The sequence below is a fragment of the uncultured Zoogloea sp. genome (assembly GCF_937894855.1).
Lineage (GTDB): Bacteria > Pseudomonadota > Gammaproteobacteria > Burkholderiales > Rhodocyclaceae > Zoogloea > Zoogloea oryzae.
In genome coordinates this window covers 1-11,236 of record NZ_CALAYQ010000096.1, presented here as the reverse complement: position 1 = coordinate 11,236, position 11,236 = coordinate 1, and the positions used below count along the sequence as shown (strand labels likewise).

At 65.9% G+C, this 11,236-nt stretch carries 15 protein-coding genes and 1 pseudogene; 12 read left to right on the top strand and 4 right to left on the bottom strand.

Going from position 1 to position 11,236, the window contains the following annotated elements; all coding sequences use genetic code 11:
* From glyA to Q0672_RS12180, 6 genes are all read left to right on the top strand, one after another.
* On the top strand, positions 1-782 hold a 782-nt coding region (gene glyA, locus Q0672_RS12205), incomplete at its 5' end, for a serine hydroxymethyltransferase (RefSeq protein WP_298622514.1).
* A gap of 29 nt (positions 783-811) precedes the next feature.
* Positions 812-1,294 carry a transcriptional regulator NrdR gene (gene nrdR, locus Q0672_RS12200; RefSeq protein WP_153161758.1) on the top strand — a complete coding sequence of 161 codons (483 nt, stop codon included), beginning with the start codon at positions 812-814 and terminating at the stop codon, positions 1,292-1,294.
* A gap of 10 nt (positions 1,295-1,304) precedes the next feature.
* Complete coding sequence (gene ribD, locus Q0672_RS12195; RefSeq protein WP_298622513.1) at positions 1,305-2,393, top strand: bifunctional diaminohydroxyphosphoribosylaminopyrimidine deaminase/5-amino-6-(5-phosphoribosylamino)uracil reductase RibD; 1,089 nt, start codon at positions 1,305-1,307, stop codon at positions 2,391-2,393.
* 106 nt (positions 2,394-2,499) lie between these two features.
* Entirely contained in the window at positions 2,500-3,462 is a 963-nt protein-coding gene (locus tag Q0672_RS12190) for a beta-propeller fold lactonase family protein (RefSeq protein ID WP_153161760.1), read from the top strand.
* The gene (locus Q0672_RS12185) at positions 3,462-4,205 is read left to right on the top strand and encodes a polysaccharide deacetylase family protein (RefSeq protein WP_298622512.1); all 744 of its coding nucleotides are present in this window, start codon (positions 3,462-3,464) and stop codon (positions 4,203-4,205) included. Before Q0672_RS12190 ends, Q0672_RS12185 begins: the two co-directional genes overlap by 1 nt.
* The gene (locus Q0672_RS12180; RefSeq protein WP_298622511.1) at positions 4,202-5,179 is read left to right on the top strand and encodes a sterol desaturase family protein; all 978 of its coding nucleotides are present in this window, start codon (positions 4,202-4,204) and stop codon (positions 5,177-5,179) included. The genes Q0672_RS12185 and Q0672_RS12180 overlap by 4 nt, the downstream gene beginning before the upstream one ends.
* On the opposite strand, the gene Q0672_RS12175 is transcribed toward Q0672_RS12180, so the two are convergent.
* From Q0672_RS12175 to Q0672_RS12165, 3 genes are read right to left on the bottom strand one after another with little or no spacing between them, the layout of a single operon-like run.
* Positions 5,171-5,920, bottom strand: a complete 750-nt coding sequence (locus Q0672_RS12175) for a molybdopterin-synthase adenylyltransferase MoeB (protein WP_298622510.1) — start codon at positions 5,918-5,920, stop codon at positions 5,171-5,173. The genes Q0672_RS12180 and Q0672_RS12175 overlap by 9 nt on opposite strands.
* Positions 5,921-5,964: 44 nt before the next feature.
* A complete protein-coding gene (locus tag Q0672_RS12170; protein WP_153161764.1) occupies positions 5,965-6,420 on the bottom strand; it encodes a hypothetical protein in 456 nt (151 codons plus the stop codon).
* A 20-nt stretch (positions 6,421-6,440) separates the two neighbouring features.
* Positions 6,441-7,859 (bottom strand): S41 family peptidase, encoded by a 1,419-nt coding sequence (locus Q0672_RS12165; protein ID WP_298622508.1) that lies wholly within the window; start codon positions 7,857-7,859, stop codon positions 6,441-6,443.
* 288 nt (positions 7,860-8,147) lie between these two features.
* On the opposite strand from Q0672_RS12165, the gene Q0672_RS12160 reads away from it, so the two are divergent.
* The 6 genes from Q0672_RS12160 to Q0672_RS12135 are packed head-to-tail and all read left to right on the top strand — an operon-like array spanning position 8,148 to position 11,127.
* A complete protein-coding gene (locus Q0672_RS12160) occupies positions 8,148-8,465 on the top strand; it encodes a metalloregulator ArsR/SmtB family transcription factor (RefSeq protein ID WP_153161766.1) in 318 nt (105 codons plus the stop codon).
* 38 nt (positions 8,466-8,503) lie between these two features.
* Positions 8,504-8,914, top strand: a complete 411-nt coding sequence (locus tag Q0672_RS12155) for a rhodanese-like domain-containing protein (protein WP_298622505.1) — start codon at positions 8,504-8,506, stop codon at positions 8,912-8,914.
* A gap of 2 nt (positions 8,915-8,916) precedes the next feature.
* A complete protein-coding gene (gene grxC / locus Q0672_RS12150) occupies positions 8,917-9,186 on the top strand; it encodes a glutaredoxin 3 (RefSeq protein ID WP_194271222.1) in 270 nt (89 codons plus the stop codon).
* A gap of 42 nt (positions 9,187-9,228) precedes the next feature.
* Positions 9,229-9,684, top strand: coding sequence for a protein-export chaperone SecB (secB, locus tag Q0672_RS12145; protein ID WP_153161768.1), 456 nt, complete (start codon positions 9,229-9,231; stop codon positions 9,682-9,684).
* Positions 9,684-10,142, top strand: a complete 459-nt coding sequence (locus Q0672_RS12140) for an SH3 domain-containing protein (protein WP_367179959.1) — start codon at positions 9,684-9,686, stop codon at positions 10,140-10,142. Before secB ends, Q0672_RS12140 begins: the two co-directional genes overlap by 1 nt.
* Positions 10,143-10,146: 4 nt before the next feature.
* Positions 10,147-11,127, top strand: coding sequence for an NAD(P)H-dependent glycerol-3-phosphate dehydrogenase (locus Q0672_RS12135; protein ID WP_298622501.1), 981 nt, complete (start codon positions 10,147-10,149; stop codon positions 11,125-11,127).
* A gap of 2 nt (positions 11,128-11,129) precedes the next feature.
* On the opposite strand, the pseudogene Q0672_RS12130 reads toward Q0672_RS12135, so the two are convergent.
* Positions 11,130-11,236: pseudogene (locus tag Q0672_RS12130) on the bottom strand (tRNA (uridine(34)/cytosine(34)/5-carboxymethylaminomethyluridine(34)-2'-O)-methyltransferase TrmL); the annotation flags it as partial.

Sequence of the window (11,236 nt, the reverse complement as noted above, 5' to 3'; positions counted from 1 at the left end):
AGATGGAAGCGCTGGCCCGCGAGCACAAGCCGCGCATCATCATCGCCGGCGCCTCTGCCTACGCCCTGCGCATCGACTTCGAGCGCTTCGCCAAGATCGCCAAGGAAATCGGCGCCATCTTCTGGGTGGACATGGCCCACTACGCCGGCCTCATCGCCGCGGGCTACTACCCGAACCCAGTGCCCCACGCCGACGTGGTCACCTCCACCACCCACAAGACCCTCCGCGGCCCCCGCGGCGGCATCATCCTGATGAAGGCCGAACACGAGAAGGCGCTCAACTCCGCCATCTTCCCGGGCCTCCAGGGTGGTCCGCTGATGCACGTCATCGCCGCCAAGGCCGTGGCCTTCAAGGAAGCCGCCGAGCCCTCCTTCAAGCGCTACCAGGAGCAAGTCATCGCCAACGCCCGCGTGATGGCCCGCGTGCTGGGTGAAGAGCGTGGTCTGCGCATCGTCTCCGGCCGTACCGAAAGCCACGTGTTCCTGGTCGACCTCCAATCCAAGAACATCACCGGCAAGGAAGCCGAAGCCGCGCTGGGTCGTGCCCACATCACCGTCAATAAAAACTCGATCCCCAACGATCCGCAGAAGCCCTTCGTCACCTCCGGCATCCGCATCGGCTCGCCGGCCATGACCACCCGCGGCTTCACCGAGATCGAGGCCGAGCGCATCGCGCATCTCATCGCCGACGTGCTCGACAAGCCCAACGACGAAGCCACCACCGAAAACGTGCGCGCCAAGGTTGCAGAACTTTGCCGCAAGTTCCCGGTGTACGGCGCGTAAGCAGCCACCCGGCCAGCTAGCGCAAGCCCATGCATTGCCCCTTCTGCGGCGCCGACAACACCCAGGTCACCGACACCCGTGAAAACGAGGACGGTGACATCGTTCGGCGCCGCCGCAGGTGCCTCTCCTGCGACAAGCGCTTCACCACCTACGAGCGCATCGACCTCAAGATGCCTCAGGTCGTCAAAAAGAACGGCAGCCGCGCTGAATACAGCCGCGACAAGCTCCTCGGCAGCCTGACGCTGGCGCTGCGCAAGCGGCCGGTCACCGCCGAAAGCGTCGAAGCCGCCGTCGACCGCATCGAAGCCAAGTTGCTCGCATCGGGCGAGCGCGAAATCGCCTCCGAACGCATCGGCGAACTCGTCATGCGCGAGCTCAAGAAGCTCGACAAGGTCGCCTACATCCGCTTCGCCTCTGTCTATCGCGCCTTCGAGGACGTGGACGAATTCTCGGAAGTCATCCGTGAAGTCACCACCAAGCCCCGCGGCCGCCCCCGCAACACCCCTCAGTAGTTCCCTGCCGATGACCGCCAGCGCCGACGACTTCCGGTGGATGGCCCGCGCCCTCGTCCTGGCTGAGCGCGGCCTGTTCACCACCACGCCCAATCCCCGTGTCGGCTGCGTCATCGTGCGCGATGGCGGGATCGTCGGCGAAGGCTGGCACGTCCGGGCCGGCGAGCCCCACGCCGAAGTCCACGCCCTGGCGATGGCCGGCGAGGCCGCCCGCGGCGCCACCGCCTACGTCACCCTCGAACCCTGCTCCCACCACGGCCGCACGCCGCCCTGTGCCGATGCGCTCGTCAAGGCTGGCGTCGCCCGCGTCGTGGCCGCGATGGAAGACCCGAACCCGCTGGTCGCCGGGCGCGGCCTCGCCCGCCTGCGGGACGCCGGCATCGAAACGCTGTCTGGCGTGCAGGAAGCCCAGGCCCGCGAGCTCAACATCGGCTTCGTCTCACGCATGACCCGTGGCCGCCCGTGGCTGCGCCTCAAGGTTGCCGCCACCCTCGACGGCAAGACCGCCCTCGAGAACGGCGTCTCCCAGTGGATCACCGGCGACGACGCCCGCCGCGACGCCCACCGCTGGCGCGCCCGCTCGTGCGCCGTGCTCACCGGCATCGGCACCGTCCGCGACGACGACCCGCAGCTCACCGTCCGCGCCATCCCCACCGAACGCCAGCCCCTGCGCGTGGTGGTCGATGCCCGCCTCGAAACCCCGCTCAACGCCAAACTCCTCGATGGCGGCAAGGTGCTCATCGCGGGCGCCGTCGATCAGCCCGAGCGCATCGCCGCGTTGCAACGCCGCGGCGCCGACGTGGTGATCCTGCCCGACGACGGTGGCAAGGTCGACCTCAACGCGCTGATGCTCGAACTCGGCCGGCGCGGCATCAACGAGGTACTCGCCGAAAGTGGCTTCAAGCTCAACGGCTCGCTGCTGCGCGAAGGCTGCGTAGACGAGCTCATCCTCTACCTCGCCCCGTCCCTTGTCGGCGACGCCGCGCGGGGCCTCTTCAACCTGCCGGCGCTCACCAGCCTGCAGGACAAGCGCCAGCTCGTCTTTCATGACATTCGCCAGATCGGCCCCGATCTGCGCATCCTTGCCAGGCCTGCCTGAGCCGCCTTTAGCGGCGAATTGCAAACGTTTGAAATAGATCGCCGAGGGGGTCAACGTCGGCCATCGGCGGCCGTTAATCTGGACTCCCTTGTCATTCGTCCAGCGTATGAAGCTCCCCCTCCTGACCGGTCTCATCATCTCCGCCCTTTTATCGATCTCCGCCGCCCAGGCTGAAACTGCCATCGTCCTCAATTCGGTGGACGAGAACGTCAGCTTCATCGACACCCGGACCTACAAGGAAACCGGCCGCGCTCCGGCCTGCAAGGAACCTCACCATCTGATCGCCACGCCCGACGACAGCTCGGTGATCGTCGCGTGCGCCGTCTCGAACGAACTGGTGTTCTTCGATCCCGCAACTGGCAAGGAACAGAAGCGCATCAAGAACATCTCCGACCCCTATCAGCTCGGCTTCTCGCCGGACAACAAGTGGTTCGTGGCCAATTCGCTGCGCCTTGACCGGGTCGACCTCTACCGGGCCGCAGACTACTCGCTGGTGGCCCGCGTGCCCGCCGCAAAAACGCCGTCCCACATGGCCTTCGACAAGGCCAGCCAGTTCGTCTTCATCACCCTGCAGGATTCCAACGAGGTGCTCGCCATCGACCTCAAGACCCAGCAGCCCATCTGGAAGGTGCCTGTCGGCCCGACGCCCGCCGGCATCCACATGACGCCGGACGACAAATACCTGCTGGTCGGCATCATGGGCGCCGACTACGTGGAAGTGATCGACTGGCGTGCCCGCAAGACGGTCAAGAAGATCGTCACAGCCAAGGCCGCCCACAACTTCCTGGCCCGCGGCGACGGCCGTCATGTGTTCGTCTCCAACCGCTCGATGAACGGCAGCATCTCCCTCGTGGACATGCAGACCCTCACCGAAGTCGAAAAGTACGACGTACCCGGCGGCCCCGACGACATGGAGATCCGCGCCGATGGCAAGGAGCTGTGGGCCACCGCCCGCTTCGCCCGCAAGGTACAGGTGGTGAATCTGGAGCAGAAGAAGCTCGCCTACTCTATCCCGGTCGGCCGCTCGCCCCACGGCGTCTCCTTCATCAGCCACGCCCCGAGGCAGTGATGCCGCTCCGCACGGTCGTGCTCGCCCTCGCCGCCCCGCTGCTCACCGCAGCGGGCATCGCCCAGGCCGCTGACGCCACCTGCCGGGGAACGGTCTACCTCACCCTCGACACCGGCAACATGCGCCACGCCGAGGCCATCGCCGACATCCTCGCAAAGCACCGGGTGAAGGCCACGTTCTTCGTCGCCCAGGAGAAAACCCTGCGCGGCGACATGGCCCTCGATCCGGGCTGGGCCGATTTCTGGAAAGCCCGGGTCGCCGAGGGCCACGCCTTCGGCAGCCACACCTGGCGTCACGGCTCGTTCCGCAAGGATGAAGCCGGCGGCAAAGTGCGCTACCGCCTGATGGACGGCAGCCAGACCACCCTCGACGCCGCGCAGATCTGCGCCGAACTCAAGGCCCCGGACACCCGCTTCGCCGAACTCACCGGCCGCAAGCTCGATGCCCTATGGCGTGCCCCGGGCGGCCGCACCACGCCCAACACCCTCAAGGCCGCCGAAGCCTGCGGCTACCGTCACGTCCACTGGGCGCCCGCCGGTTTCCTCGGCGACGAGCTGCCGTCCGACGTCTATCCCAACGAAGCCCTGCTCAAGCGCGCCCTCGCCAACATCCGCGACGGCGACATCCTGATGGCCCACCTGGGCATCTGGTCCCGCAAGGATCCTTTCGCCCCCATGCTCGATCCGCTGATCGCCGGGCTCAAGGATCGCGGCTTCTGCTTCGCCACCATTCCAAACCGATGATGCAGCTTCTGACCGACCTGTTCATTACGATCCAGGGCTGGCTGTTCGACACCTTCGTCCAGCCGGTGCTGTTTGCCCTGGGCCTCGCCAGCTACGTGGAAATGGGTTTCGAGGGCGTGGAATTCGTCCTGCTGGGCTGCATCGAGTTGGCCATCGCCTACCTGCTGATGCGCCCCCTCGAAGCCTGGTGGCCCGCCGAAAAATGGGCCGAACGCCGCGCCGTCAAGGTGGACATCATCTATTCGGTGCTCAACCGGATGGGCGTGATCCCGCTGGCGGTCTTTGTGCTGCTCGCCCCGGTTTTCATGGAGTTAGAGAGCTGGCTGCGCTTTCACGACGTCATCCCGCGCCAGCTCGAAGACTGGCTGCCCGGCCTCGACACCAAGCCGCTGGCAAGCTTCGTGATCTATCTGGTGATCCTCGACTTTGCCGAGTACTGGCGCCATCGCCTGTCCCACACCTTTGGCTGGTGGTGGGCGCTGCACGGCATCCACCATTCGCAGCGGCAGATGTCGTTCTGGACCGACTCCCGCAACCATCTGCTCGACGACGTGATCGCCGGCGTGTGGTTTGCCTGCCTGTCGCTGCTGATCGGTGTGCCGCCCGGGCACTTCATCGGCCTGCTGATCGCCCTTCGGCTGGTGGAGAACCTCTCTCACACCAACACCCGGCTGGATTTCGGCACGATCGGCGATTACCTGATCGTCGGCCCGCGCTACCACCGCTGGCACCACGCCATCGACCTGCCGGCCGATCCGCGCTTCCAGAAAGGCTGCAACTTTGCGATCCTGCTGCCGATCTGGGACATCCTTTTCGGCACGCTGTATCTCGAAAAAGGCTTGCCGCCTACCGGCATCCACGAGCGGAACGCCGAAGAGATCGCCGCCCGCGACAACTTCTGGGCGCAACAGAAACTGGGGCTGGTGTTGTTCTGGAAGGCCCTTACGGGTCCGGGGAAATCCCGCTCAGCGTGACCCGCAGACCGGACAGGCCGGATCCCGCCCGAGGCGGATCGTCCGCCAGTCCGCCCCAAGGGCGTCGAGCAGCAGCAGACGCCCGACCATCGGCTCGCCGCAACCCGCCAGCAGCTTGAGCGCCTCGGCCGCCTGGATCGCCCCGACGATGCCGGTGATCGGCGCAAACACCCCCATCACCGCACAGCGCACCTCCTCCACGTCCTCGCCCTCGGGGAAGAGACAGTGGTAGCAGGGGCTTTCGTCCTTGCGCAGATCGAACACCGACACCTGACCGTCAAAGCGCACCGCCGCACCCGAGACCAGCGGCTTGCGATGGGCAACACAAGCCCGGTTGATGGCGTGGCGCGTCGCAAAGTTGTCGGAACAATCCAGCACCACATCGGCGGCAGCCACCTCGGCATCCAGATCGGCGCCTTCGAGCCGGCTTGCCACCGGCACGACCCGAACCTCCGGATTGAGCCGCGCCAGGGTATCCCGGCCGGACTCGACCTTAAGCCGACCGACGCTCTCCTGCGAGTGCAGGATCTGGCGCTGCAGGTTGGTCAGATCGACCGTGTCGCCGTCAGCAAGCACCAGTGTGCCCACCCCCGCCGCCGCGAGATACATGGCGGCTGGCGAACCGAGGCCCCCTGCCCCGACCACCAGCACGCGGGCCGCCACGATGGCGTCCTGCCCCTCGATACCGATCTGGGGCAACAGAATGTGGCGCGAATAGCGCAGCAGCTGATCGTCGTTCATGGAAATTAAAGCGTGAACCCAGGCCGCCCGCAGGCAGCCTCAGGTTACTTGAAGTCGCGCAGATCGGGCGGCGTATCGTCGTGATCGCCGTGGGGATGATGGGCGTACGCCTGGATGTACACCTCGTGGGACTGCTTGATCAGCCGTTCGGGCGACCTCAGGTTGTGCACCTGGGTCTCCTCGACGTAGTAGATCAGCGCCCGGTGAAGCCGGGTGAGCAGCGAGCGGTCGAGATGAAAGCCCGCGCCGATCAGCGCCTCGTCGAGCAGCTGGAGGGTGAAGTCGAGCACGTTGTAATGGACGAGCAGACTGAGCTCATCCCCGCCCTCTTCAACCTGCACGCCGCGCAGCGCCGCCAGCGAGCGACGGGCCTGAACAACCTGCCCCGGGGGAAAGGCCTTGAAGCGGATCTCCCGCGTCTTGGCGATCCCGCTGCCGGCGTGATGCGAGGCATGATCATGCTTGCGTCCGGCCAGCTTGTACGCAGTCTCCCGTCGCATATCGCCCCCTGGCTCCTGGATTATTTCGCGCTATTTTGGAGGATTTGCAGACCCTTGAGCAAATTCACCGCCTGGGCCAGCTGGTAGTCGTCCTTGCCGGCGATCTCGAACGGCGGCTTCATCTCGTCGTCCGCATCCTTCGGCTTGTCCTTGCCCTTCGACGCCGGATCCTTCTTGGGCGCCGTGGGCGCAGGATCGACCGGCTTCGGCGCGCTCACGTCGGCTTCCTTGCCGTTGCCCAGGTGGCGATCCAGATCCGCCTCGCGCAGACGCTCGCGGGACGAACCGCCCGGCGTTTCCTCGACGATGATGTCCGGCACGATGCCCTTGGCCTGGATGGAGCGGCCGTTCGGCGTGAAGTAGCGCGCCGTGGTCAGCTTGATCGCCGCGTTGCTGTTGAGGGGCAGGATCGTCTGCACCGAGCCCTTGCCGAAGCTCTGGGTGCCCATCACCACCGCCCGCTTGTGATCCTGCAGCGCACCGGCGACGATTTCGGAAGCCGACGCCGACCCGCCATTGACCAGCACCACCATCGGCACGGTCTTGATCGACGCGGGAATTCCGCGGATGAAGTCGTCACGAGAGCCGCGCAGGTAGTCCTCGGGCGACGCCACGTACTTGCGCTTCGCGTCGTCGGCACGCCCATCGGTGGACACCACCAGCGCGCCCGGCGGCAGGAAGGCTGCCGACACGCCAACGGCGCCATGCAGCAGCCCGCCCGGATCGTTGCGCAGATCCAGCACGAGGCCCTTCAGATCGCCCTGCTTGACCAGCCGATCCAGATGCTGGGCCAGCGACGCCGCGGTCTGCTCCTGGAACTGGACCACGCGCACATAACCGAAGCCAGGCTCGACAAGCTTCGACTTGACGCTCTGGACCTTGATGACTTCACGCACCAGCGTCACGACGATCGGCTTGGCCTCGCCCTTGCGCATGATGGTGAGCACGATGTTTGTCTTGGGTTTGCCACGCATCCGCTTGACCGCGTCGTTGAGGGCCATGCCCTTCACCGAGGTCTCGTCGAGCTTGATGATCAGGTCGCCCGCCTTGATACCCGCGCGGAAGGCCGGCGTATCCTCGATCGGGGAGATCACCTTGACGTAACCGTCCTCCGACCCGACCTCGATGCCCAGCCCGCCGAACTCGCCCTGGGTGCCAACCTGAAGCTCCTTGAAGGCCTCGGCGTCGAGATAGGCCGAATGGGGATCGAGGTTGGACAGCATCCCGCTGATCGCATAGGTGATCAGCTTCTTGTCTTCGACCGGCTCGACGTAGCCCTGCTTGATGGCATTGAAGACGTCCGCCAGATTGCGCAGCTCTTCGACCGGAAGCGGGGACAGCGGCGACTTGTCCGCGTTGGCCGAGAAGTTGAGGCTGATCAGAACCCCGGCACACAGCCCGGTAAACACCAGACCAGCTTGTTGCAGTTTGCTGCGCATAAAGTCTCCGTCGCGGCGTTGAACGCCTGGCCTGTCTCGATCAGGCCGTACTACCCGAAAACGGGCTGAATTCCATGATTGGCAGGAAGTATAAACCGGAAATCCGCCAGCCCAATCGGGCACAAACGCGCACATCTGCACACCGCCCAAATAGACGCTTCGTGACGGAATCAACGCTTCCCACCGTTGTTGCCCGCCGCCCACCGGCCCTGGCCGACCGGGCCATCCGCACCAGTGGTGCAAAAAATGCTATTTTATAATATTGACTCGCGCCTACCCGAATCGTTCGTGAAGACAACCACCGCCGAACTCATCGCCAACCAGGAGCACATCGAGACCGCGGCCCGGGCCTTGAAAGCGATCGCCCACCCCCTGCGCCTGAAGATCCTGTGCGTCATCGGCAGCGAGGAAGCCTGTGTCCAGGACATCGTGGATGCCGTCGGCACCTCCCAGAGCAACATCTCCCAGCACCTCGCCATCCTGCGCGACAAGGAAGTGCTGCTCACCCGAAAGGATGCCAACCGGGTATTCTATCGCGTGGGCGATCCACGCACGCTCCAGCTCATCGCAATGATGCGTGAAGTGTTCTGCGGCGAAGACTCGTAATATCCCGTCCCTTTTCCCTCAGCCCCGGAGTTTGTTTCGTGGAATTCATCCAGCAAAACTGGTATTGGGCAGCGCTCGCTGCCGTCAGCGGCGTGATGCTCGTCGTCACTTCGCTGCGTGGCGGCCGTGGCATCAGCCCCGCCCAGGCCACCGCCCTCATCAACCGTGAAGACGCTCTCGTCGTTGACGTGCGCGAAGCCGCCGAGTTCACCGCCGGCCACCTGCTCAACGCCCGCCACATCCCCCTGGGCGAGCTCCAGAAGCGCATCGGCGAGCTCGATAAGTTCAAGGACAAGCCTGTTATCCTCAACTGCCAGAGCGGCGGTCGCTCGTCCAGCGCGTGCGCCATCCTCGCCAAGGCCGGCTTCACCAACGTCCACAATCTGGAAGGCGGCATCGAAGCCTGGGTGCAGGCCGGCATGCCGATCAGCCGTCAGAAGAAGAAGTGACCATGCAACCCAAAATCCTGATGTACTCAACCGCCGTCTGCCCCTACTGCGTCCGCGCCGAAGGCCTGCTGCGTCGCAAGGGCGTCACCGAGATCGAGAAGGTCCGCATCGACACCGACCCGGAGCGCCGTGACGAGATGATGGCCCGCACCGGCCGCCGCACCGTGCCGCAGATCTACATCGGCGATTACCACGTGGGCGGCTGCGACGACCTCTTCGCCCTCGACCACGACGGCAAGCTCGACGCCCTGCTCAAGGGCGAAGCCGCCTGACCCGATCAACAAAATCCTGATTTCTCAACCGGAAAGACCACCATGTCCGAAAACGCCCAACCCGTCTTCTCCATCGAAAAGCTCTACGTCAAGGATCTGTCCCTCGAGGTGCCGAACGCACCGCAGATCTACCTCGAGCGCGAAGCCCCCCAGATCAACGTCCAGCTGCGCACCGAAGGCAACGGCATCGACGAAGGCGTGTTCGAAGTCACCCTGACCGTCACCGTGACCGCCCAGCTGCCCGAAGACAAGACCGTCTTCCTGGTCGAAGTCGCCCAGTGCGGCATCTTCCAGATCCGCAACGTGCCCCAGGAAGACCTGGAACCGATCATGATGATCGGCTGCGCCAACATCCTCTTCCCGTACGCCCGCGAGGCCGTCTCCGACGCCGTGACCCGCGCCGGCTTCCAGCCCGTGCTGCTCGCCCCGGTCAACTTCGAGGCCCTGTTCCAGCAGAACCGCCAGCAGGCCCCGGGTACCGACGTTCCGGTCCAGTAATGACGATGCGCCGCCGCACCACTGCGGCGCTGCTCGCCCTGTCGCTCGCCTTCGCGGCGGCAGGCGCGAGCGCCGCCTCGGATTTCCGCTCCCTCGCCGAGCCGGCCATCCTTTACGATGCGCCGTCCAAGCAGGGCAAGCCGCTGTTCGTGATCCAGCGCTACACGCCCGTCGAGATGGTCGTGAACATCGACCGCTGGGTGAAGGTACGCGAGCCCGCCGGAAGCCTGCTGTGGCTCGAACGCCGCCAGCTTTCCGACAAGCGCACCGTAATCGTCACCGCTGCCCGCGCCGAGATCCGCCAGAAGCCCGACACCGGCGCCCCGCTCGTCTTCGAAGCCGCCAAAGACGTGGTCCTCGAGCTTGGCGACAAGCCGCCCGCCGATGGCTGGGTCGGCGTCCGCCATCGCGATGGCAGCAGCGGATTCATCCGCATCAACCAGATCTGGGGTCTGTAAGCCGATGCGCATCGCCGTCTTTGGCGCAGGGGCCTGGGGAACCGCCCTCGCCCTCGCCTTCGCCCGTGGTCATCAGGTCGTGCTGTGGAGCCGCGAATCCGCCGAGATCGCCGCGCTGCGTGCCGACGGTGAAAACCGCCGCTACCTGCCGGGCATTCCGCTACCGGCCGAGATTGAGCTCACCGACAGCCTGCCCGAAGCCGCGAAGGCCGATCTGCACCTCGTCGTCACGCCCCTCGCCGGCCTGCGCGCCACCGCCCGCGCCCTCCGCGCCGCGGCGCCGGGCACCCCGCTGCTGTGGGCCTGCAAGGGCCTTGAAGCCGGCACCGCCAAGCTCCCGCACCAGATCGTCGCCGAAGAGCTCGGCGAAGACGCACCCTGCGGCGTGCTCACCGGGCCGAGCTTTGCCGCCGAAGTGGCCAAGGGCCTGCCCGCGGCAGTGACCATCGCCGCCCGCGACATCGATTTTGCCCGCCATTGGGTACAGGCCCTGCACAACAACCGCCTGCGCCTCTACGCCAACGACGACCTCGTCGGCGCCGAAGTGGGCGGCGCGGTCAAGAACGTGATGGCGATCGCCGCCGGCGTCGCCGACGGCATGGGCTTCGGGCTCAATGCCCGCGCCGCGCTCATCACCCGCGGCCTCGCCGAGATCACCCGCCTGGGTGTCGAGCTCGGCGCCCGTCGCGACACCTTCATGGGGCTTGCCGGGCTGGGCGATCTGGTCCTCACCTGCACAGGCGACCTGTCGCGCAACCGCCGCGTCGGCCTGATGCTCGCCGAGGGCAAGACGCTCCCAGACATCCTCGCGGCCCTGGGCCATGTGGCCGAAGGCGTCAGCACCACCCACGAAGTCGCTGCCCTGGCCGGCCGGTTGGGCGTCGACATGCCGATCACGCTGGCCGTCGACGGCGTGCTCAACGGCACCGTGTCGGCCCGCGACGCGGTCGAGCAGCTTCTCGCCCGCGACCCCAAGCAGGAATAAACCTAGCCGCCGCCGGCAAAGCCCGACTGGCGCCAGGCTTCATAGACCACCACCGCAGCCGCATTCGACAGATTGAGGCTGCGGTTGCCTGGCCGCATCGGAATGCGCA